Here is a 24,999-nt window from a genome sequence, read left to right on the forward strand (position 1 = left end):
CGCGGCAATGAGTTTAGCCAGGTTTAGATTGCACCAGGCTAATGACCTGTAATGGCGCGAACTCATACTGTTTTACCGTTAGCCCTGTTTATGAATATTGCCGCTTTTGCTCGTGCCGCCCCTCTCTGGCAAAAAAGATTTATTTTAGGATTTCCCCTGGCCGCGTTCGCGCTGCACTTATTTAGTGCAAAGGGCATACGCCGTTGCGCCAATAAAAAACGGGGCGATAGTCGCCCCGTAGTTAAAAGTTACTCATGTTTCTGCCGGTGCTTCCCGCGCTTCGGCATTGTCGATTACACCACGTGCACCTGCAGGTTATGCTGCACCAGCACGTCGCCCAGCGTATCGCTCGCCGCCAGCGCGGAGTTGTGATAGACATCGAACAGCTGTCCATCCACTTCGCGCTGTCCGGTGGTGTTCCACACGCCGTCGCCGTTGTTCGCCAGGGTCACCTGATTGCCGTCCGCTCCCTTAATCAACAGATCGTCCTGCGGCTTGTCGGTGATAGTCAGCGCCTCGTCCAGATCCAGCTTCACGCTGTTGGTGCCGGTGTCACCCAGATTGAGGATTTCAACATGCTCAATCTTCAGGCCCAGCGTAGTGAGATCTAATGCGATATGCTCGCCGTTCAGCACCAGCGTATCGGTACCGGCGCCGCCGTCGATATGGGTAAAGTTAAGATCGTTCACCGTTACCGTATCGTCGCCGACGCTGCCGGTCACCTCCGTACCGTGCTGCTGCGTGCCATCTTCCAGCACGATAGTGACGCCGCCGATAGTAAAGGTGGCGGCATCATCAGCCACCGCATTGCTGGCAGCCGTCGCTTCACTGCTGCTGGCGGATACGCTGCTGACTGCCGTTGCGCTATCCGCTTCGGTGGTCAGCGTCGAATCGACAACCTTGCTGGCGGAGAGCAGCGTGGCAGGCTGATCGGTACCGCTGGTGCTGGTGGCGAGGCTGCTATCCTGATGCAAATCGCTGGCCGCTAGCGCATCATCCGCTGTCACCGCCATCAGCGACAGGGCCGCGACTTCGGTGGTAGACGCCGTCGGCAGCAGCGATCCCAGCAGCAGCGTAGTGGAAGTCGACGCCGGGTTGCCCGCCGCATCCACCGCCCTGACCGTCACGATAGAGTTAAGATTAAGCGTTGTCAGCAGTCCACCGGTGAACTTCACGCTGTAGCGTCCCAGCGCATCGGTCGTGGCCTGCTGAGTAACCCCGTTCAACGTCACATTGACCGTAGTGCCTTGCCGCAGGTTCTGGGTGCCGCCGGTAATCGTCAGGCCGGTTAACAGCACACTAACCAGACTAAGAACCGGATCGACGCCCACCGCTGGCAGGTTGTGAGTAATGGCGTTGAAACTGCCGCTGGTTACAGCAGTATTGCCTACCGCATCGCTTACCGAAACGCTCACTGAATGACCGCCGTCAGAAATATTGCGCAGCGTGGTTGTCGGCACGTTAACTCTCCAGGTGCCATTACTGCCTACCGTAGTGGTGTACTGGGTACCCGCCACGTTAACGGTCACCGTGCTGCCGACCGCATTCGTCGCGGTACCACTAAGGGTTCCCGTGGTGCTGGCCTCCGCCAGATTCAGGTAACCATCGCCGCCAAAGAAGCTATTCAGCGTCACGGTCGGCAGCGTATGGGTGCCGACCAGCACTGAACCGCTGGCGCTGCCGCTGACGCCGGCGGTATTGGTCACGCTGACGTTAACCGTCTGCGTACCGTCGGCAATGGCTAACAGGCTGGCGGAAGGCACCGTCACGCTCCAGGCGCCATTAGCGCCTACGGTGCCGGTATAGCGACTGCCGGCCAGGATAACATTAACAGTTGAGCCTTCGGCGTTGGTTGAGGTTCCGCTGATGGTCTGCGTCGTCTGCGCGTCCGTCGCGTTCAGCAGCCCATCGCCAAATACCGGATTGAGCGTCAAAGTCGGCGGCGTATGCGCGATCACGCTTACGTTGCCGGAGGCGTTAGCCACATTGCCATAAGCGTCGGTGGCGCGCACGCTGACCGTCTGCGTGCCGTCGTTAATCGCCGCCAGATCGGTGCGGGGCACGCTCAGCGACCAGTTGCCGTTGTTGCCGACGGTCGTGGTGTAGGTACGTCCATTGAGCGTCACCGCCACGCTGCTGCCGCTGCTCAGGTTGCTGCTGCCGCCGCTAATGGTTTGGTTAGTATTCAGATCCGCCGCGCTCAGCACGCCATCGCCGAAGATCGTATTAACCGTTAGCGCTGGCGGATTCTGGGTCCCCACCTGTACGCCCGCGCTGACGCTGGCAACGTTGCCGACCGGGTCGGTAACCGACACGCCTACCGTCAGGTTGCCGTTCAACAGCGTGCCGAGTATATCGGGCGTGATTTCGGCGCTAAAGCGACCATCGTTACCCACGCTGGCGTTCACCACGATATTACCGATGCTGACGCGCACCTGACTGCCCGCCGCCGCGTTGGCTACGGTACCGCTAACGGTTTGCGTCACCAGCGATTCAACCAGGTTCAGCACGCCGTTGCCAAACAGCGGATCGAGCGTAATCACCGGCAGATTATGGATGCCGATCAATGCGCCCGCCGTGGCGCTGGTGCTGTTGCCTGCATTGTCAGTAACCGTGACCGTTGCCGTCAGGTTGCCATCCGCCAGCCCCTGCAGCAGCGCTGGAGTTAGCGCCACGCTAAAGTTGCCGTTCGCGTCAGCGGTAGTCAGCAGCGTCTGGCCGCCAACGGCGACGCTGACCCGCGCGCCCGGTTCGACGTTGCCCACGCTGCCGCTGAGCACCTGGGTAACCAGGGCATCCGCCGCGTTAAGCAGCGCATCGCCAAACAGCGGTTGCAGGTTCAGCGTCGGGGCCGTCACATCCACTACCAGCCCGGCGCTGGCTCCGGTGGTATTACCCGCCGCGTCGGTGACGCTAACGCCCACCGTCAGGTCGCCTTCCGCCAGCGTCTGCAGAATGTTCGGCGCCACGGTGGCGCTAAACACGCCGCCCTCTCCTACGGTGGCGGTTAAGAGGGTGCTGCCGAGGTTAATATTTACCGTTGAACCGGCGGCCACGTTCTGTACCACCCCGCTGATGGTTTGACCGGTCAGCAGATCGGCAATGCCAAGGAAACCGTTACCGAATATGGGATCGAGGCTGATCACCGGCTCGCTGCCAAAGATGCCGATATTGACCGACTGCGAGGCGGTATTGCCTGCCGGGTCGATTACCTGCACGCCCAGCGCCAGCGTGCCGTCGAGCAGGTTGCCGAGATCCGCCGCCGGGATCGTCAGGCCCCAGTTGCCGCCGGCGGCAACCTGGGTTTGATAGCTTTGGTTGCCGAGCGTCACGATCACCGTTGAGCCGGTGGCGGCATTGATTACGCCGCCAAGGGTTTGATCCTGACCCAGCTCGGTAATATTCAGCAGATTATCCACACCAAGTATGCCGGCCAGGCTGCCAATAACCGGAACGTTATCTACAATCGCCGTCACGGTCTCGGTTACGGTGCGCTGGTTGCCTGCGGCATCAGTCAGCGTCAGGTCAAGATCGATATCGCCATCCTGCAGCAGCTCCAGTACGCTGGGCGGTACCAGGATCGCCCATTTACCATCCTGGCCTACCTGCGTCGTCAGGGTGGTGCCGCCCAGCGTCAGATCGACCGTTGCGCCAATGCCCGCTGACGTCGCTACCCCGCTGATGGTCTGCGCGATGGCGGTATCGGCGGCGTTCAGGAAGCCGTCGCCAAACACCGAGTCCACTACCAGATTCAACGCCTGGTTCACCACTTTGTTTATCGTCAGCGTGGCATCAGTGCGGTTACCCGCCTCATCATTAACGCGTACGCCCAGCACCAGCGGCCCTTCCGTCAGGCTGCCTAACACTTCTGGCGTGAGGTCAATGCTGAAAGTACCGTCTTCCGCCACCACGGCGGTGGCGATCGGGTTGCCGTCGCCGAGATAGATGCCAACCGTCTGTCCTTCCGCGCCGCTGGCGCGACCGGTTACGACCTGGGTAAGCAGAATATCAGCGGCGTTAAGCACGTTATTATCAAGCAGCGCATCCACCTGCAGCAGCGGCGCGCCGGTATCGACGGTAACGGTGCTGATGGCCGTACCTGAGTTGCCGGCAGCATCGCTAAGCGAGGCGCTAATGGTGCTTTCGCCATTGTCCAGCGCCTGCAGATCGGCGGCGGGCACGTTGGTGCTCCAGTTGCCATCGGCATCGACAACCGCCCGATAACTATTGCCGTTCAGGCTAACAATAACGGTGCGGCCCGCTTCAGAAGGAGAAGCCGTACCGCTAATAGGTTGCGCGCTGTTAAGCTCACTGGCATTGAGGAAGCCGTCGCCGGTGAATTCATTAATCGTTAACGTTGGCGCGGTGCGATCCACCACTACCGTTGAGCCGGTGGTCACGGTGCCTGCCGGACCGGTGGCGGTAACCGTAACCGTATAGCTGCCGTCGGCAGGGAACGCGGCGGCGTCTGGTGTAATAGTCCAGCTGCCGTCAACCGCATCAATTGTTGCGGTGCCCGCTGGCGTGCCGTTTACCGACAGCGTAATGGTGCCGCCATCGGCGCCGAAGTTAGCAAAGCTGCCGCTAAACGCCGGTACCCCTTCCGCCGCATTGATAATATTATCACCGGTGACCGAGGCCAGCGTCAGCAGCGGTCCCGCCGGCGGCGTTAAATCAACGCTCACCGCGGCGCTGGCGCTGCCGCTGTTGCCGGCCGGATCGGTTACCGTCACTGCAATGGTACCGCTGGGCGCGGTAAGCTGCGCCAGCGCTTCCGGCGGCACATTGACGCTCCAGTCGCCGTCACCATCGACAATGCCGCTCAGCTGGCTGTTGCCGATGGTCACCGTGACCACCGAGCCCGCTTCGGCACCGGTTGCCGTGCCGCTCAGCGTCTGCGTAACAATACTTTCCGCATAGTCGAGCGCGTTATCGCCGGTAAAGTCGGCAATAGTCACCACCGGCGCGCTGGTATTGACGCTGAACTCACCGAGCACAGAGCTGCTGTTGCCGTTAGCATCGGTGGCGGTCACGGTCAGACTGCCGTTGCCCGCCGCCAGGCCGGTTAGCGCGCCGGCTGGCAGATCGGCCGTCCAACTGCCGTCGACGTTCACCGTGGCCGGGTAATCGTTGCCGCCCAGGGTGACGGTCACGCTGGTAGCGCCGCCGGCGTTGCCGCTAAGCGTCGCGCCAGCCGCCGCTTCGGCGGCATTCAGCACGCCATCGCCAAACGGCGGATTGACCGTCGGCGTCGGCGCGGTGAGCGCGGTAGTAAAGGTTTCTGTGCGTTCAACTACGTTGCCCGCGCTGTCTACTACCGTCACCACAATATCGTGCGAGCCATCGCCCAGGCTGCTCAGCGCGCCTGCTGGCAGATCCACCGTCCAGTTGCCGTTGGCATCAACGGTTCCGGTATAGAGGGTGCCGTCGACATCAATCCTGAGCTGCACGCCCTGGTTATCGCCGTTTGCGCCAGTGCTGCCGCTCAGCGTCAAGGCGCCGGCGGCTTCATTGATATTCAGCACGCCATCGCCAAACGGCGTATCTATTACCGGATCCGGCAGCGTAACCGCCGTCACCACCTGCAGCGGTTCCGTGGTGCTGGTATTGCCCACCGCATCGCTGGCGGTCACGGTAATGGTGTGGGGGCCATTGCCGAGCTGATCCAACTGTTCCGGCGTCAGATTCAGCGTCCAGTTGCCAGCGTTATCTACCGTGGCGGCCAGCGGTTGATCGTTATTCAACCCACTAATGGTGACGTTCACCGCCTGGCCCGCGCCGCTGATGCCGGTCTGCCCCGTCAGGGTTTGCGCTACATCCGCTTCCGCCGCATTTAACGCCCCGTTGCCAAACGGCAGATCGAGCGTCGCCGCCGGTAGCGTATTAACAATTACCTGCACCGTATCGCTGGCGCTGTCAGTATTGCCTGCCGCATCCGTAACGTTGACCGTTACCGGCAGCGTGCCGTCCGGCAGCGCCTGCAGCTGCTCCGGCGTTAAGGTTACCGTCCAGCCGCCGTCGCCATCCAGCGTAACCGGGTAGGCGGTACCGTTAATGGTTACGGTAACGGTTTGTTCGCCGCTGATGCCAGTGCTGCCGCTTAAGGTCGCGCCCGCCGCCGCATCCGCCGCGTTAAGCTGCCCGTCGCCGAAGGGCGTTTCCAACACGGGGTCCGGAAGCGTATCGATGATAGAGGTAAAATTTGCCGAGTCGCTATCGCTGTTGCCTGCGCGATCGCTAACGGTGACGTCAATGGTATGCGTCCCATCGCTCAGCGTCGCCAGCTGCTGTGGCGTCAGCGTCAATGACCAGTTGCCGTTCGCGCCGACCTCCGCGGTTAGCGGCTCACCGTTATTCAGGCCGCTAATAACCACGCTGACCGTCTGACCTTCCCCGCTAATGCCGGTGCTGCCGCTAATGATCTGGCTGACGCCCGCTTCAGCGGCATTCAGCGCGCCGTCAACAAACGGCGTGTTTATCGTAGCCACCGGCTGCGTAGCGATCAGCAGATCCACGCTGCTTTGCGCGCCTGCCGGGTTGCCGGCAGGATCGCTGGCGCTTACCACAATCTGTGCGGTGCCATCTGGTAACGCGCTCAGCGCATCGGCTGGTACCGTCACCTGCCAGTTGCCGTCGGCGTCTACCGCAGAGGTATACGTGAGCGAACCGATGGTAATGGTCACCGGCGTGCCTTCCGCCATGTTGGTGGCGCTGCCGCTAAGCGTTTGCTCTGCGGCAGCCTCCGCCGCGCTAATTATACCGTCGGTAAAAGGCGTATTTAGCGTCAGGGACGGCAACGTATTGATCGCTACCGTAAAATCAGCGCTGCTGCTGTTAACATTGCCGTTGGGGTCACTGACCGAAACGATTGCCGAAACCGGGCCATCGCCCAGCGCCAGCAGATCGCCGCTGGGGATCGGAATGATAAAGCCGCCGCCGCCGTCGGCGGTACCGGTATAGGTGCGGCCATTCAGCGTGACGGTCACCTGCTGGTCGGCCGCGCTAAGACCAACAATATTAATGCCCGCCAGCGCCTCAGCCTGATTAAGGATGCCGTCAGCGCCGACGACCGCCTCGACGTCAAACAAAATCGGCGCGTTGGTATCTACCGTAAAGCTATCGGTGCTTTGCGCCGGGTTACCGGCGATATCCGCGCCGCTGACGGTAATACTGTTATTGCCCTGCGGCAGCGCCTGCGCCGCTGCGGCGGGTACCGTGGCGCTCCAGCTGCCGTCGGCACCAACGGTAGCGGTATACGCCTGACCATTCAGGGTAACCGTCACGCGGCTGCCCTCCGGCAGGCGCTGACTGTTGCCGGTAATGGTCAGCCCCTGCGCCGCCTCTTGCGCATTGACGATATCGTCGCCGGTTATCGGATTAGCGCTGATGGTCGGCTGGCTGGCGGCACTGGCCACCACCGTAAAGCTCCCCTCTACCGCCGTGGGGTTGCCCGCGGTATCCGCCGCGCTGACAATGAGGTTTTGCACACCGTCGGCCAGCTGCGCTACCGCCTCCTGCGGCACTGTGACGCTCCAGTCGCCATCTGCGCCAACCGTGCCGGTATAGCTGTCTCCGTTCAGCGTAACGCTCACCGTCTGGCCGCTTTGCAGATTGCTACTGCTGCCGGTCAGGGTCAAAGGCTGTCCCACTTCGGCCTGATTGAGATAATCATCGGTGGTGATGGCGTCCAGCGTTAGCGTTGGCAGGTTGTCCGGGTTGGCCACAACGGCGATTGGGCGATCGACGGTGGTGCTGTTGCCCGCCGCATCGGTCAGGGTGACGCTAAGAGGTATTTCACCGTCTGGCAGCGTTTGCAATACGCTGGCCGGCACGGTGACGCTCCAGCGGCCACCGTTCAGCACCACCGTTTGCAGAGTCTGCCCGTTGAAATTCACCACCAGGGTCTGACCCACTTCGCTTTGGCTGGCGGTGCCGCTAATTACCAGATCCTGCTGCGTTTCCGCCGCATTAAGCCTGTTGTCCGTCGCTATCGCGTTTAGGTTAAGGGTCGGCGCGCTGTAATCCACGCTAACCGCATTTTCTACCGTACCGACATTGCCGGCGGCATCGGTAGCAGTAACCACAATGGGTAATGTGCCGCTGGCGAAATCCTGCAGCGTCGCTGCGTCCAGCGTCAGCGTCCAGTTGCCGTCGTTATCTACCGTGGCGGGATACTCCACGCCGTCCAGCGTCACGATGACGCTTTGTCCTGTCCCTGTCGCCCCGCTAGTGCCGCTCAGCGTCTGGTCGATTTCCGCTTCGCTGCTGTTCAGGTAGCCATCGCTGAAAGGCGTAGTGATGGTCGGTGCCAGCTGGGTATTTTGAATGGTCAGGGTGCTGGTGCTGGTGACCGGGTTGCCTGCCGCGTCGCTAACGGTAACCGAGAGCGGATAGTTGCCGTTATTGATCCCGGCCAGCGCACCGGCAGGCAGATCGAGCGTCCAGTCGCCGTTGGCATCGGTCTGGGTGGTCCAGCGTTGTCCGTTTAGCGCTACCGTCACCGTCTGGCCTTCGCCAGCCGTACTGCTGCCGCTGACGGTAACTGGCGCGGCGGCCTCAATGGCATTGATGCGGTTATCGCCTGCGACCGCATTGATGGTTAGCGTCGGCGGTGTGGTATTAACCGTGACGCTGCTGTCTACCGTACTGGTATTACCCGCGGCATCGCTGACGGTCACCAGCAGCGGACTCTCGCCCGCCGGCAACGCCCCCAACGCCTCGGCAGGCAGCGTCACGCTCCAGTTGCCGTTAGCATCGACCGTCCCGCTGTAATCATTGCCGTCTAAGGTCACCGTCACGCTCTGACCGTTGCCGGTAAGGCCGGTATTACCCTGCAGCTGCTGCGGCGCGGCGCTTTCAGCGGCGTTAAGGATGCCATCGCCAAACGGCGTTTGCAGCGTCGCATCAGGTGGATTATTAATCAGCACTGCCAAATTGCTGCTGTTGCTTACCGCATTGCCTGCGGCGTCGGTGGCGCTCACGGTCAACGTCTGGTTGCCGTCCGGCAGGCCGGCCAGCGCGGTCGACGGGATGGTGACACTCCAGTCGCCGTTGGCATCCACGGTAGCGTTATAGGTACGATCGTTTAAGGTAACCGTTACCGGCGCCCCGTTTGGCAGATTATTACTGGTACCGCTAACCAGTAGATCGCTGGCGGCTTCGCTGGCGTTCAGGTAGCCATCGCCGCCAGGGGGAGCGACAGCGATGCCGGAAAGCGCGTTATTAACGGTGATGTTTAGCGTCTGACTGGCAGGGTTGCCTGCGGCATCGCTAACCGCTGCGCTGATAGCGGCGGTACCGTTAGCCACATCCGCCAGATCGGCGGCGGGTACGCTAACGCTCCAGCCGCCGCCCGACTGCACCAGCGCACTGTAGCTCAGGCCGTTTAAGGTGACGGTAACAGTTTGTCCCGGCTCGACGTTAGTGGTGCTGCCGGAAATGAACTGCGCCGTCTGCTGCTCTGCGCCATCCAGCACATTGTTGCCGGCAAAACTGTTCAGGGTGACGGTGGGCAGGCTGGCGGCTTTCACTGCCAGCGGGGTATTCACCGTGGTGGCGTTGCCTGCCGCATCGCTGCCGGTCACGCTAAGCGTATAGCTGCCGTCCGGCAGCGCGCCGAGATCCGCCGCCGGAATGGTCAGCGCCCAGCCGCCGTCGCTGCCGACGGCAGTAGTGTAATCGGTACCGTTCAGGGTAACGGTAATAGCGCTGCCCGCTTCGCCGCTGCCGGTAAGATCGAGCGGCTGGGCGACTTCGCTGGCGTTCAGCGTGCCGCCGCTGACTGGCGTCGTCAGCGTAACCGGCGGCGCGCTGGTATCCACCGTCACGGTGGCGTTGCCGCTGGCGCTGTTGCCCGCCGCATCGCTCACCGTCACCGCCAGGTTATTGGCGCCCTCATTCAGCGCTCCCAGGGCCGCAGCGGGCAGCGTGACGCTCCAGCTGCCGTCCGGCGCCACGTCACCGTTCCAGGTGGTATCGCCCAGCGTTACCGTTACCGCCTGGCCGCCGCCGCTGACGCCGGTATTGCCGGTAAGCACGCCGTCCTGAGTCAGATCGTTGGCGTTAAGGTAGCCGTCGCCAAACGGTGGATTAATGTTTGCCGTCGGCTGGGCGATAACCGCTACGTTCAGCGTTGCATCGCTGGTGATAGTCGCGCCGGTGTTGTCAATGACGCTGGCGCTAATGGTAAGCGGCCCATCGGCCAGATCGGTCAGACTGGCCGCCGGCACCGTCACGCTCCATGCGCCGTTCGCGCCTACCGTGCCGTTAAAGGTTGCGCCATTAAAGGTTACCTGTACCGTGCCGCCAACCGGCACGTTAACGCTGGTACCGTTGATGACCAGATCCTGCGCCGCTTCGTCGGCATTCAGGTAGCCGTCTCCCGCCAGCGGCACTACTGCAAGGCCGCTGCCAGCAGTGTTAACGGTAAAACTGTTGTCGGTGCTGGCGGTATTGCCTGCCGCATCGTTGACGCTCACGCTCAGCGTCTGGCTGCCGTCGGCCAGACCGCTGAGCGCCTCTGCCGGCAGCGTCACGCTCCAGTTGCCGTCGCCGTCCACCAGCCCGGTGAAGCTGGCGCCGTTCAGGGTGACCGTAACGGTTTGCCCGGCCTCTACGTTAGTGGTGCTGCCGGTAATGACCTGCGCCACCTGCTGCTCGGCGCTGTCGAGCACTCCGTTGCCAGCAAACGTATTCATAGCAACGGTGACCGCTGGCGGATTGGCGGTTCCGTTGTCTACCGTCAGGCTAATCTCTTCACGAGTCACGTTACCGGAAGCGTCGCGCGCGGAAATGGCAATAGCGTTCGGACCTTCCTCAAGACCCGCCAGCGTGGCCGCTGGGATCTCTACCAGCCACAGGCCGTTAACGCCCACAGTGCCGGTAAAGGTTTGTCCATCCAGGGTCACGGTAATGGTGTTACCCGCTTCGCCGCTGCCGGTCAGCGCCAACGTCTGCTGTTGCTCGGCGGCGTTCAGCACGCTGTCACCGGAAGGCTCATCGATGGTCAGAGCTGGCGGTACGTTATCCACGCGTAAGGTGGTTTGCTCGCTGGTACGATTGCCGTTGGCATCGCTGATCAGCACATTAACCGGATAATCCGTACCATTGCTGAGCCCTGCAAGCGCGCCAGCCGGCACGCTCACCGACCACAGGCCGTCGCTGCCGACGCTGGTGGCGTAGTTTACGCCGTTCAACGTCACGATTACGCTGTCGCCCACGCTGCCTGCACCGCTGATGCTCAGCGGCTGACCCTGCTCCGTAGCGTTGAGGATGTTATCTTCCGCCAGCGCGTCGATGGTAAAGGCCGGCGCGGCGGTAGCGATAGTTACCGGTTGCAGCGTGGTGATGGTGTTGCCGGTTGTACCGGTCGCCGTGATGCTAAGGTCGTAGCGGCCATCGGCCAATGCCTGTAGTGCGCTGACAGGCAGGCTAACGCTCCAGCTGCCGTCGGTGGAAACCGTAGCTGGATAATCGACATCGTTTAGGTTTACCGTAACGCTGTTGCCGGCATCAGTTGAACCGCTGACCACCAGCGGATTCGCCTGTTCGCTGGCGTTCACCACCCCGTCGCCGGAAGGCGGGTTCACGGTCAGCGCCGGCGCGGCGGTATCAACGTTCAATACGGCCTGTTGGCTAATCACGTTGCCCGCCGGGCTGGTTGCCGTGGCGCTTATCACATAACCGCCATCCGCAAGCGCGGCCAGATCGCTGGCCGGCACCGTAACCGCCCAACTGCCGTCACTGGCTACCGTCGTGGCGTAGGTAATGTCGTTCAGGGTAACGGTGATGGTGTCGCCAGGGCTACCGTTGCCGCTCAGCGTCAACGGTTCTGCCTGTTCCGGTGCGCTAAGCACGCCATCGCCCGCGATGGGATCCAGCGTCAGGAGCGGCGACGAGAGCGATGGATCGACCGCAAGCGGGATTTCGTTAATCACGCTCGTGGTGCCCGCCGCGTTGGTAACTGAGACGGTAAGCGGATATTCGCCATTTTCCAGGGTCGTCAGCGCAGTGGCGGGAATCGTTATCACCCAGCGCCCGTTGGCCTGCACCACGCCGGTATAGTTCACACCATCAAAATTCACCGTCACACGATCGCCGGCGGCGCCGGTGCCGCTAATCAACAAATCCTGCTGCAGTTCATCGCCGCTCAGCAAGTTATCGCCAGAAATCGGCGTATCCACCGTGCCGCTAACAGGATTAGTGCTGACGTTGAATGTGCTGTTTGAGGTGCCGCTGTTGCCAGCCGCATCGGTGGCCGTCAGGGTGATGGTATTGGCGCCCGGCGGCAAACTTTGCAAGTCGCTGCCGGGAATGGTCACGCTCCAACTGCCGTCATTACCGACCGTACCGGTATAGATGTTGCCGCCAAGAGTGATGGTAATGCTCTGCCCCGCGCCGGTAACCCCGGTATTGCCGGTCAGGGTTTGATCGCTCCCCGCTTCGTTATCATCCAGCGTCCCGTCGCCGAAAGGGGGATTAATGCTGGGCTGCGGTGGGGTCACCAGCACGTTTACATCGGTACTGTCGATGAGGGTATTGCCAGAGATATCGGTAACGGTGACGGTAATACTTTGCGTACCGTTAGTGAGATTGGCCAGCGCCGAAGCCGGAATCGAAACGCTCCAGCCGCCGTTGCTGCCGACGAGAGCGGTATAATTCACGCCGTTAAACGTCAGCGTAACGGTACTACCAGCCGTTACGCCGGTGGTGGTACCACTAATAACCAATGCGGACTGCGCTTCGCCCGCATTCAGATAATTATCGCCGCTAATCGGCTGGGTAATACTCAGGGTGCCTAGAGCAGCGGATCGATATCCGCCAGGGACTGATAGGTTGGCGTAACGGCCATCGCCGTGGCATCTGCGCCCTCGCTGGCCGCCGGGAAGATGGCGTGCTCAGGGGGATTGACGCCATCATCAAACACCAGCTCGCTGTGCTCGCCGTTTTCATCATTCAGAAAGAAACGCTGATAGCGCACCACGCTGCCGTCCTGCATATGTAGGATTAGATCGTCGCCCTGTCGTTCAAAAGAGGCCACGGCGGCACGGGTGCCATTAATCCTGACGACGCTGGGTTCACTGAGTAAAACCGTACGGGAAGCATTGGTGCTGTTTTGCGAGAGTAAGGTGCCGTTTTCGCGTGAAATAATATCTACGCGCCCGGTGGAGAGCTGTGCCATCTGAAACCCCTTTTCACACAAGTTGAGGTAATGTTTGAAGTAATCAAAGTAAAGAAATTCTTATAGTTTTTCTGTGTATACAGAAGCCACGACATATCTTTAGATTGAAGCTTACCCGGTGCGAATAAAGGGATCAGAGAGAGAAGAACGATCTATACCCCTGGTTTAAACAGCTTTGCCGCCATTATTTTCTTTATACGCTTCAGATATAATCAAAAACCGCTACGCTTGCGATGAATGTTTTTTATTATATCGATAAAATAAAATAATTTAATATGGTTAAATTATTTGATTAAATATTAAAAATGACATAAATATTTATTAATAAAATTCTTACCAATCAACTGTTTTATAGCCGCGTTAATACACCGAGAGAATATGCTTTGAAGGGGGAAATCCAGCGTATTGAGCGCTGCGAAAGGGCCGGTCAATATTTTTGTCAATAGGTGATCTTTCACACAAATTTATGATCGCCGCCGTCAGGCTGCTCCTCTGTCACGCTGTTTTTCCTCAAGAAAAATAATGGCTGGAAAACAGGCTAAAACAGGCAGTCTGTACGATACTTTTTCCGCTGCCGTCCCGCGTTAACGTCTGCTTTTACGGCATTTAGCCAGGATATTTCCTGAAAAGCCGGGTTACGGCGGAAAATGAATTAACAAGCACGGCGTTATCGTTTAATAAGCTTGCTGGCGCAGTCTGGCTGCAGCCGCCATCCTGCCGGGATGAAAGGCTGCTCTGCCGGTTGATTTTGTGTTAAAAAGGAACCCCTTTGCGCACCATGGAAACTGAACAATGACATCAGCAGATGTTGAACAGACACGGAAAAGCCAGCCTGCAGTGCAGCTGGCGACGCGGATCATTTTCCTGATTGCCGGTACCGGCGTTTCAACCTGGGCGCCACTGGTGCCTTACGCCAAATCACGCCTCGACGTTAGCGATGCGGCGCTGGGCGGCCTGCTGCTGTTTCTTGGTCTTGGGTCATTGATCGCCATGCCGTTGACCGGGGCGTTAGTTGGCAAGCAGGGCTGCAAACGCGTCATTGTCTGCTCATCGTTAATTGTTATGCTGCTGTTGCCGTTTATGGCGACGCTGGCCTCCCCTGTCGCACTGGCGATTGCGCTGATGCTGTTCGGCGGGGCGATTGGCACGCTGGATGTGGCGATGAATATTCAGGCCGTAGAGGTAGAGAAAGCCGCAGAACGCACCATGATGTCCGGTTTTCACGGTTTTTACAGCGTCGGCGGCATTGCCGGCGCTGGTCTGGTCAGCGCAATGCTGTGGCTGGGCCTGCCGCCGCTGCAGGCGGTGCTGGCGATGGTGATTCTGCTGTTGCTGCTGCTGCTGGGCAGCCAACGTTGGCTGCTGACCGAGCGTACCCATCAGCAGGACACCCCGCTGTTTGTGGTGCCGCGCGGCTGGGTGCTGTTTCTTGGCCTGCTCTGTTTTATTCTGTTTCTTACCGAAGGTGCGGTACTGGACTGGAGCGCCCTGCTGCTGACTCAGGAACGCCATATGCCCGCCGCACAGGCTGGTTTGGGCTACGCGGTGTTTTCCATTGCCATGAGTATTGGTCGTTTAACCGGCGACCGTATCGTTAGCCGTTTCAGTAACCGACTGGTACTGGCAGGCGGTTGCCTCTGCGCCGCGCTGGGCGTACTGTTGTTGATTAGCGTTGATAATGTGGCGATTGCCCTGCTGTCGTTTTTACTGATTGGCTTTGGCGCGGCCAATACCGTGCCGATTTTGTTCAGCGCCGCCGGGCGTCAAACCGCAATGCCGGTAAATATGGCGATCTCAGCCATGACAACCATCGGTTATGCCGGTATTCTGGCAGGTCCGGCGTTAATCGGTTTTGTGGCTCACGGCTTTAGTCTGGTGACCGCCTTTGCTGCCATCGTGGTTCTTCTGGTGGCGGTTGCTGCCAGCGCACGGCTGGTGACACGTTAAATGGTCAGGTGCCCCCTTTCATCATGATGTACAAGTTTCCTTTATCCTCCAGCAACGTTACGCGTTTTTTCGTGATGTTTATTCTACTGCTGTTGCTGGCGCTGGGTTTTATGGTTCATAACGCGGTGAATGCGTGGCTGATGGAAAAACGCTATGCTATGGCGGATATTACCCGCTCAATGCAAAAGCGCATCGATACCTATCGCTTTGCGACCTGGCAGATCTATGAGAACCTGGCGGCCAGCGCCGCCGGTAGCGCGCCTTCAGCCAGCCTGCAGGAGACGCGACTGCGTCCTGACGTCTATTATCTGGAAAAGATGCGCCGCAAAACCGAGGCGCTGATCTTCGGATCCCATGACAGCAGCACGCTGGATATGACGCTGCGTATGTCTAACTATCTGGACACGCTTTGGGGCGCGGAAAACAGCACCTGGTCGATGTATTTCCTTAACGGGCAGGATAACAGCCTGATCCTGATCTCTACTCTGCCGCTGAAAGATATGGCGACGCGCTATAAAGAGAGTGCCATCAGCAATATCGTCGACGCGCGTCGTGCAGAAATGCTGCAACAGGCCAACGCGCTGGATGAGCGCGAGAGCTTCTCCCCGCTGCGCCGTTTTGCCTGGCAGAACGATCACTATTTTACCGTGCGCACCACCTTTAATCAGCCGGGCCATCTGGCCACCGTGGTGGCGTTTGATATGCCGGTTAACGATCTCATCCCGCATAATATGCCGTTGGAGAATTTCCAGCTGAAGCAGGACGCCACCCTGAACAGCAGCGCGACCAGCGATGATGAATTACAAAATACCCGTATCACCCTTAACAATCCCAACGTCGAGATCGCGGCTTCGCTGCCCAGCACGCCGCTGCAGCTGATTTATCGTATCCCGCTCAGTACGCTCGCCTTAGATACATTGCGCAATCTGATGTGGCCGCTGATTGCCAACCTGCTGTTGCTGTTAATGTCGCTGGCCGGCCTGTTTTTGCTGCGCCAGCAGTCGCTGCGCCCGGGAGAAAACCAGAGCGCCGAGCTGGACGCGTTGCGGATGCTAAACGAGGAGATCGTCAGCAGTCTGCCGGTCGGCCTGCTGGTCTACGACTTCGCCAGCAACCGCACCATTATCAGCAACAAAATTGCGGAGCATCTGCTGCCGCACCTGAACCTGCAAAAAATCGTGAATATGTCCGATCAGCATCAGGGCGTGCTGCAGGCGACGGTGAATAACGAAGTGTATGAGATTCGTCACGCCCGCAGCCATCATTCGCCGCATACCCAGCTGTTTCTGATGCGCGATCAGGATCGTGAGCTGCTGGTAAATAAAAAACTGCAAAAAGCGCAGCAGGTACTGGATCGCAATCATCAGCTGCGCCAACAGCTGTTGCAGAATCTTGGCCATGCGCTGCATCGTCCGCTGCAGCAGGTGGTGGCGCAGCTACAAACGTTGAGCGAAATCAGCGAAGACGATCACGCGCTGGACGCGCTGGAAAACAGCCAGGCGTTAGCGCGGCTGGTAGATGATATTGTGCTGCTGAACCGGCTGGAAACCCATGACTGGGCGCCGGACGCTTCCTCGTTTAATCTGCAATCCCTGCTGGATGAGCTGACGCTGGAGCTGCTGCCGCTGTCGCGCCGGAAAGGATTAACGCTGCTGGTGCGCAACCACCTTAACAGTGATGAGATGCGCTTTGGCGACAGCCGGGCGATGTATAAGGTGCTGGCTACCCTGCTTCACTATTCGCTTACCACCACCAGCTGGGGCAAGATTACGCTGGAGGTCGATTCACCGTCCGATCGTCCCGATCGCTTGAATATTCAGATTGTGGATACCGGCGCAGGCCTGACGCGTGACGAGTTGGGCAATAACGATTTTCCGTTCCTTGGCGAAACCAGCGAAGATCGTTTTGGCCAGGCGTCCGGTCTCGCCTTTTTCCTCTGCCGCCAGCTATGCAAACAGATGGGCGGCCACCTGGAGATCCTGGCCCGGCCAGATATCGGCACGCGCTACAGCATTTTGTTGCACGTGCCGCCGGAGCATCAACAGCAGCAGGAAGAGAAGCTGCTGGAAGATGTCATTATGCTTATCGACATCGCCGTCGATGACATTCGCAAAATCGTCACCCATCAGTTAGAAAACTGGGGCGCGAAGTGCATTACGCCGGATGAACGCTTTGCCGGCCAATCGCACGATATCCTGATCACCGACGACCCGGCGCGGCTTTCCGGCTGGTCGTTGTTGCTGACGGATAATGAACTGGGCTTTACCGTCCTGAATGAACAGCAGTATCGGGTTAATTTTAACCTGAGTAGCGCGTTACAGGATGCGCTGTTACAGCTGATTGAGAAACAGCTATCTCAGGATATGTCGCCTGCCGGAGAAGATGAAGAAGAGGAGGCCGTTCCGCTGATTAGCGGAGGGTACTACCAGCTATTTGTCGAGACAGTACCGGAAGATGTACAGAGACTGTATACTGAGGCGTCGAACAGGGATTACGCGACGCTTGCTCAGACAGCGCATCGCCTGAAAGGGGTATTTGCCATGCTTAATCTGGTACCCGGCAAGGAGCTTTGTGAACAGCTGGAACAGCACATTAAAGCGAGTGACGATTTAAACATCAAAAATACCACCAGTGACATTGACGCTTACGTCAATAAACTGCTGCAGCAAGGTAACCAATAAGATGAATAATTTGAACGTAATTATTGCCGATGACCATCCAATTGTTCTGTTTGGCATTCGTAAATCTCTTGAACAGATTGAATGGGTCAACGTAGTTGGTGAGTTTGAAGACTCGACAGCATTGATTAACAGCCTTTCCAAACTGGACGCCAACGTCCTGATTACCGACCTCTCCATGCCTGGCGAAAAATATGGCGACGGCATTACGCTGATCAAATATATCAAACGTCACTATCCGGATCTGTCGATTATCGTTCTGACCATGAATAATAACCCGGCAATCCTCAGCGCCGTGCTGGATCTGGATATCGAAGGCATCGTACTGAAACAGGGCGCGCCGACCGACCTGCCGAAAGCGCTGGCGGCACTGCAGAAAGGGAAGAAATATACCCCGGAAAGCGTGGCCAAGCTGCTGGAGAAAATCAGCGCCGGCGGCTATGGCGATAAGCGCCTGTCGCCGAAAGAGAGCGAAGTGCTGCGTCTGTTCGCCGAAGGTTTCCTGGTGACTGAGATCGCCAAGAAGCTGAACCGCAGTATCAAAACCATCAGTAGCCAGAAGAAATCAGCCATGATGAAGCTGGGCGTTGATAACGATATTGCGCTGCTGAATTACCTCTCTTCGGTCAGCACTACCGCGCCGATGGATAAAGAGTAAGTCTGGATAACGCGTCAGGGAAGACGCGTTATGTATGCAGCTCGGCCACCGTCATGGTAAAAATCAACGGCGTCTCCTGTTCATTGGCATAGCTATGCGGCACATCCGTGCGCGCTATCGCCGCCGCCCCCGCTTCAATCATTACGCTATTTTCCGCCACCGTTAACGTCAGCGTGCCCTGTTCGACGTAAAAAAGCTCAGAGGTGCCGACAGGATGGCCGGCTGAGGTAAATATTTCTCCCGGCAGCAGGCTCCAGCGCCAGAGCTCAATCATATCAGGGCCAGACGTGCCCGCCAGCAGCTGCGCCTTTCCTCCCCGTTCACCTTGCCACAGTATCGGCATATTTTCTGCCGCGATTACATGCACCAGCGGATCGCTGGCGACATCCACCATATCAGCCACGGAAACGCCAAGTGCAGCCGAGAGCTTGCACAGGATGGCAATACTGGGATTCGCCGCGCCCTTCTCGATTTCAACCAGCATGCCCTTACTGATGCCCGCGCGCCGCGAAAGCTCATCCAGCGACAGTTTTTTCTTTTTACGGTAGGCCTTGATACGTAGCGCAATCGCCTCGCTGACCTGCGAAACATTGGCGCCGGCATCGGTCGTTATATTGACTTTTGTGGTCATCGGTCACTACTATGCAATAAATTAGTCAATAGAGGATTATCTTGTGATTTCCGTTACGCCGTCAATTGAATCATCGCTGGCTGACATTGCGCCAGGCTTCAGGGCGCTCAGCATTGTTGTCGAGGCTGCGCCAGTGCGCGATCCGCAGGTGGCGCAGCAGGCGCTGGATGAGGCCTGTCAGGCCGTGCAGCAACATGATTTCCCCTGGGCGGAAGCGCACCTGCAGGCGTGGAGCGAGGTGTTTAAGGCGTTTGGCGCGAAGCCTAAAAAGACGCCCTGCTCCGCCGAGGCGCTACGCAAAAGGGTATTGAAAGAAGGCAGGCTGACCGCAATCGATCCGGTGGTAGATATTTATAATGCGATCAGCATTCGTTATGCGGTACCGGTCGGCGGTGAAAATCTGGCGGCTTATCAGGGTCAACCCCGGCTAACCCTTGCCGACGGCAGCGAACTTTTCGATACGGTAAAAGCGGGCGAACCGGCGATGGAATCCCCTGAACCGGGCGAAGCGATCTGGCGCGACGATCGGGGCGTTACCTGTCGGCGCTGGAACTGGCGTCAGGGCGTCAGGACCCGTCTGGATAGCCATGCGCAGCAAATGTGGTTTATCCTGGAAAGCCTGCCGGCGATGCCGTTACCCGCCCTGCAAGAAGCAGGCGATACGCTAATCGCGCTGCTGACGCAGCTGATGCCGGGAATGAAAGCGCACAGCCAGCTGATTACGCTGGAAAGTTGATCCTTACAGGCCATTGCCTAAACCCTGCCGCCTGGCGAAGTTATTTAATCTTTAACAAGCCGCCAGGGCGGCTTTCTTTTTATCACGCTGCGTTTAAATTCTTTGGTACTACACGCCGCGCACTTTTCTCACGCGCTCGGCATAGATAGCCAGCGAAGTTTTTAACGTGTCCAGCGTCACCGGCTTCGACAGGCAGTTGTCCATTCCCGCCTCCATACAGCGTTGCTTCTCCTCCGCCAGGGCATTGGCGGTTACGCCAATAATCGGGAAGGTTTGTCCCAGCTGGCGCAGGCGCTGCGTAAGACGATAACCATCCATATTCGGCATATTCACATCGGTCAGCACGATATCAATTTCGCTGCGGCTGATAACGTTAAGGGCATCCACCCCATCCTGCGCGGTTTTAACCCGGTAGCCCAGCGAGCTAAGCTGATCGGAAAGCAGCATACGGTTAATAGGATGATCGTCCACCACCAGGATAAGAATGTCATGGTTATCAATGCCCGGCTGCTCCGGCACCGGCAGCGAAGCCAGGCCGTCCGGCACTTCAACCAGTACGCTGTAAATTCTGCCCAGCAGCGCTGGCAGTTCGTGCGGCATGGCGGTGCTATAGATCCAGCGTCCGGGTTTCAGCTCATACGGCACGTCAATATGCGCGCCGTCAAACATAATCACCGCACGTACCGGCTGTTCCGGCTGGAAGTCGTAATCGGTAATGATCACGTCATCCGCCCGCCACTCCTGATCGTCCAGGCGCAAAACCTTGATCCCATGCGCCTGCAACAGCCGCGTCATAAAGGCGGCCAGCGCATCGTTTCGCAGCGCCAGCCAGATCTGCTTATCTTCCAACCCTTCATGCAGCACCGGCGCCATCACCTGGCTGTTATAGAGTGGAATACGCACGATAAACTGGCTGCCCATGCCCGGTTCCGACTCTACTTCAATATCGCCGTCCATCATATTGATCAGCTTTTCACAGATCGCCAGGCCAAGGCCGGTTCCCTGGAAGTTACGCTGTACGCCGGTGCCTACCTGGAAGAAGGGATCAAATAGTCGGGTGATCTCTTTGTTGGCGATGCCCACGCCGGTATCACGTACGCGCACCGCCAGATACCCCTGGCGGACATAGGCATGTAGAATAATGCAGCCGGTATGGGTAAATTTAATGGCGTTATTGAGCAGGTTGGAAATCACCTGCTGCAGGCGCATGGGATCGCCGTCCAGCGCGACCGGCACGTCGTATTCAATAAAGCAGTAGAGCGTCAGGCGCTTTTTCACCACCAGCGATAAATAGTTGGCGGTGATATGGGTAATGATCTCGCGCGGGGCAAAAGGACGCGGCTCGATTTGCAGCTGCTCCGACTCAATTTTAGAAAAGTCGAGAATATCGCTGATAATTTTCAGCAACAGGCTGGAAGAGTTATTCATCGCCGTTACCAGCGAGTCCACCCCTTTCGGCAGCTGCTTGGTCTGCAACAGATCGAGGTTGCCGATGATCCCATACAGCGGCGTACGCAGCTCATGACTGACGGTGGCGAGGAACATCGATTTAGACTGGCTGGCCTGCTCGGCCGCCTGCGCCATCTCCTGCAGCGACTCTTCCATTTTCACGCGCGCGCTAACATCCACCAGCACACAAATCGCCACGTTCTCATTGCGATAGCGTGAATGAACAAAGCTGATTTGCAGGTTGGTATTGCTGCCGGTCAACAGGTCGACAAAGTTAACCTGCTGGCCGCTGATGATTTCCGTCAGTTTCTGGCGATCTTCCTGCGTTAGCATGGTGAGATAGTTATGCGCCAGCTCGTTACTGAGGATATTGGTGCCGTCGCGGGTGCGCAGAATACAGATGCCCACTGGCGCAGAGGCGACGATCTTACGGTTAAACTGCTCATGCTCCTCCAGCCGATGCGCGTTCTCCTCCGCAGGCAGGAACATTCGGCGCTCAAACAGCCAGGCCAGGGTGAACAGAATAATCGCGCTGATCAAATTCAGCAGGATGGCATTGATCATTAACAGCTTAAGCCGATCCACCAATACATCGGTCGGCACCGAATAGATGATGCTCAGGTTAGAAGGATGCAGGGTTTTCTTCAGCACCAGCTGCTTATAGCTGTCGACATAGCCAAACCAGGCTTTCCGATCGGGAATTTCATCCAGCGAGAAGGCGACGCGCCCCCGATTGGATGAAAGCACCGGCTGATTAGCCTCATTAACCAGCGTGGCGGTAATCGGCAGGCTGCCCGGCGTAACAAAATCATCCAGACGAATGTTTTGCTCTATGCCTAACAGCGCCTCCAGCTTGTTAGCAATATAGATGGGCGTAACCATATAGAAATAGCCGATGCCCGGCTGCCCGTTATTGCTTACCCAGTAAAGGTTGCTTTTCCGCTCGTCTGCGCTGCTATTGCGATAGCGCAAAATACGCTCGTGCAGGGTTTTCACCGTACGCTCACGATCGACCGAGCCGTTGCCGATGCCGAAGTCAGCCATGCACATCCCTTCGCCGCCGATAAAAAAGACCCGGTTTAACTCATAGGCGGAGGCGAAGTTGGTTTTCCAGTAGTTGAGAAAATAGCTGAGCGACTCCAGCGAACTGCGCCAGGTGTTGCTCATGGCGGAGCAGTTGGTATTGTCGACCAGCGGATAGAATTGCGGCATGGTGACTTTGCCGGGAAAGACGCCGTTCAGCACGTCCGTGCCGTTAGCGCTGCTGTTCAGGCGGTTTTCCGCAATATACTTTAGCTCGCGGGTGATATCGGTAGAGTGGCGCACGTACCACTGCGCCTGATCGTAGTTAAGCGTAAACTCTTGACGCACCTGCGCTTCTTGCTCATGCAGAATGCTGATAACGTAAAATGCGGTTAACAGCGCTCCCAGCGACCAGAGCATCAGCGCCAGCGCGCGAAACAGGTAGCGGGAAATCCTTAGCGTAGTGCGAAACGAAACGAGATATTTCAAGGGAAACCTGGGCGCAACCGCCAATGAGTAATATTTTTTGATCCCGATACAGTAGCGTCAGGCGGCGAAAAAAGCCAGACGTTGGCCACTAGCGCGCAGTGTTAAACCGGGCGATAGCGCGAAAATAAGAAATTGCCCCGATCCCTCGCCATGACACCGCCCAGCTATTGATCATTTTTTACACAGGTCGTGACAGGTATCACGGTCTGTTAAATAAAATTATGCGACTAATTAACGACAATAAACAATAAAATGAAAATCAGAAAAAATAACAAACAGAAAATCATTATCTTTATATGGACTGAAATTATATAAACACAACATAATTAGCATGACAAGCAATTCATCACTCAGTGTTAAATCTGTTTTTAGTGGTTTACTTTACTCTTAAAGATACCGGAAAAATAATAACCAGGGTGAATTAATTTACTTGCCTGGAAAATATTCACATGTTTAAAGCCGTGGCATTAAGTATATGCCCTAAATAATTCATGTTGCAGGAAGGCGGCCACGCAGCGAATTCCCGGGAGCTTACACCGATAAGTGACCAGGATGAGCGAGGAGGGCCAACGCACAGGCAGCTTGAAGTATAACGGGTATAAAGGCTGCTTTGATACGATAAGCAGCAGATGTAGTAATCGTTACGTAATCACGATATCCAAAAGGAGATTGAAATGAATATTACTATTAACGACCTTAAAAAAATGCTGTTGAATACCGAAAAAAACAGATCGCCAGCCGTAGAGAAAGAGTCAATAGAAGAATTATCTACTGACGATTTAACTAACGTTGGCGGAGGATGGTTTAGAGCCTATCTTCGCTGGAGTCGAAGCTTCTAAGTCAGCTTCTGATTTAACCCCTAAATAATTCAGGTTGCAGGAAGGCGGAAAGTAAGCGATACACTCGTCAGAACACCACCCACTCACTTACAGCCTGAAACATAAAGGGAATAACCGAAGAATAAGGCTAATTTAGCCTTATTCTTCATCAACCCATTTCTTGATGATAAGAGACTTCAGCATGTCTAAAAAAATTGATATCCTGGAAATTATTTTAAAAGTGACAGAGCGCTGTAATATCGCCTGTCGCTACTGCTATTATTTCGAAGGCGATAATCGGGACTTTACCGATAAGCCCGGAGTAATGAGTAAGAAAACGGTTATACAATTAGCAAACTACCTAAAAGAAACCGTTGCGGCGCATCAAATCGATATCTTACGCATAGATATTCACGGCGGCGAACCGCTTATGATGGGGAAAAAACGATTAGAAGAAATGCTGCTGATTTTGTCTGAAGCATTGAAAAAATATGCACGCTAGAGTTTGTCCTACAATGTAACGGGACGCTTATCGATGATGACTGGATTAATATTTTTGCCAAATATCAGGTTGCTGCATCAGTGAGTCTGGATGGTGATGCGATTACTCATAATTTGAATCGTATTGATCGACGAGGTAAAGGAACTTACCACAGAGTCATGGCAGGGTTATCGCAGCTGATCGCAGCCAGTAAAGATAATAAATTACCTTATCCGGGAATAATATGCGTGATTAACCCTGATAAAAATGGCAAACGCATTTTCAGATATTTTGTTGACGAGATTAAAACGCCATATATATCTTTTATCGAACCTGACTTCACTATTGATGAAATGAATGAAAAACGGGTAGAAGGCATAGGAAATTTTTTGCTGGACGTTTATCAGGAATGGGAAAAAAATAACACCCCAAAAATCAACAGGCATATGTCGCTGAGAGTTTTTAACGATTTACTCAGCATATTAATGATTAGCGGAACAGAATATGAAAAAATAAAAAAAGTCAATTATGTTGTGATTACTGTCAGATCGGACGGCTATATCAACCCTGATGATATATTAAGAAATACGCACCCAGAATTATTTAATCAGAACTATAACTTAGCCAACAGCACGTTAGAAGAATTCATCACGTCAGAAGCTATTCTGGGACTCTACAGGGGCATTTTTACTTTACCCGAGCAATGTCAGGCATGCGGAGTAAGGAAATTATGCAGGAATGGCTTCTGTTTTGGTTCTTTACCACACAGGTACAGTAAAGAAAATGGCATGAATAATATCAACCTATTTTGCAAATTTTATCAGGAAATTTGCATCAGATTATGTAATTATGCAATTAACAAAGGAAAAACCTTTGCTGAAATTGAAAATGCCATTTACTAGATTGTCC

At 56.5% G+C, this 24,999-nt stretch carries 11 protein-coding genes; 7 read left to right on the forward strand and 4 right to left on the reverse strand.

The genetic code is table 11. The features are described 5' to 3' along the window. Positions 1–293 precede the first annotated feature (293 nt). Together K6958_RS13740 and K6958_RS13745 are read right to left on the reverse strand one after the other, a co-directional pair. Positions 294–12,791, reverse strand: coding sequence for an Ig-like domain-containing protein (locus tag K6958_RS13740; protein ID WP_350355815.1), 12,498 nt, complete (start codon positions 12,789–12,791; stop codon positions 294–296). 5 nt (positions 12,792–12,796) lie between these two features. Then, complete coding sequence (locus K6958_RS13745) at positions 12,797–13,180, reverse strand: BapA prefix-like domain-containing protein (protein ID WP_249891647.1); 384 nt, start codon at positions 13,178–13,180, stop codon at positions 12,797–12,799. 792 nt (positions 13,181–13,972) lie between these two features. Here K6958_RS13745 and K6958_RS13750 point away from each other — a divergent pair. From K6958_RS13750 to rcsB, 3 genes are read left to right on the forward strand one after another with little or no spacing between them, the layout of a single operon-like run. Beyond that, complete coding sequence (locus K6958_RS13750; protein WP_249891649.1) at positions 13,973–15,127, forward strand: MFS transporter; 1,155 nt, start codon at positions 13,973–13,975, stop codon at positions 15,125–15,127. Positions 15,128–15,150: 23 nt separating this feature from the next. Next, the gene (rcsD, locus tag K6958_RS13755) at positions 15,151–17,808 is read left to right on the forward strand and encodes a phosphotransferase RcsD (protein ID WP_249891650.1); all 2,658 of its coding nucleotides are present in this window, start codon (positions 15,151–15,153) and stop codon (positions 17,806–17,808) included. Position 17,809: 1 nt separating this feature from the next. Then, on the forward strand, positions 17,810–18,463 hold the full coding sequence (rcsB, locus tag K6958_RS13760) for a response regulator transcription factor RcsB (protein WP_085071058.1): 654 nt from the start codon (positions 17,810–17,812) through the stop codon (positions 18,461–18,463). Between the two features lie 28 nt (positions 18,464–18,491). Here the strand turns inward: rcsB and K6958_RS13765 are convergent, their stop codons facing one another. After that, positions 18,492–19,094 (reverse strand): helix-turn-helix domain-containing protein, encoded by a 603-nt coding sequence (locus K6958_RS13765; protein WP_249891652.1) that lies wholly within the window; start codon positions 19,092–19,094, stop codon positions 18,492–18,494. A gap of 43 nt (positions 19,095–19,137) precedes the next feature. Between K6958_RS13765 and K6958_RS13770 the strand changes: the two genes are divergently transcribed. Beyond that, positions 19,138–19,830 carry a B3/B4 domain-containing protein gene (locus K6958_RS13770; protein ID WP_249891654.1) on the forward strand — a complete coding sequence of 231 codons (693 nt, stop codon included), beginning with the start codon at positions 19,138–19,140 and terminating at the stop codon, positions 19,828–19,830. A gap of 108 nt (positions 19,831–19,938) precedes the next feature. Here the strand turns inward: K6958_RS13770 and rcsC are convergent, their stop codons facing one another. Next, positions 19,939–22,791 carry a two-component system sensor histidine kinase RcsC gene (gene rcsC / locus K6958_RS13775; RefSeq protein WP_249891655.1) on the reverse strand — a complete coding sequence of 951 codons (2,853 nt, stop codon included), beginning with the start codon at positions 22,789–22,791 and terminating at the stop codon, positions 19,939–19,941. 674 nt (positions 22,792–23,465) lie between these two features. Between rcsC and K6958_RS13780 the strand changes: the two genes are divergently transcribed. From K6958_RS13780 to K6958_RS13790, 3 genes are all read left to right on the forward strand, one after another. Beyond that, positions 23,466–23,630: a hypothetical protein gene (locus tag K6958_RS13780; protein WP_249891656.1), complete on the forward strand. Its 165-nt coding sequence runs from the start codon at positions 23,466–23,468 to the stop codon at positions 23,628–23,630. Between the two features lie 181 nt (positions 23,631–23,811). Beyond that, positions 23,812–24,111, forward strand: coding sequence for a hypothetical protein (locus tag K6958_RS13785; RefSeq protein WP_249891658.1), 300 nt, complete (start codon positions 23,812–23,814; stop codon positions 24,109–24,111). A gap of 80 nt (positions 24,112–24,191) precedes the next feature. Next, positions 24,192–24,992, forward strand: coding sequence for a radical SAM protein (locus K6958_RS13790; protein WP_249891659.1), 801 nt, complete (start codon positions 24,192–24,194; stop codon positions 24,990–24,992). Positions 24,993–24,999: the final 7 nt, after the last annotated feature.

Origin of the sequence: Mixta hanseatica (assembly GCF_023517775.1) — a bacterium.
GTDB classification, from domain to species: domain Bacteria; phylum Pseudomonadota; class Gammaproteobacteria; order Enterobacterales; family Enterobacteriaceae; genus Mixta; species Mixta hanseatica.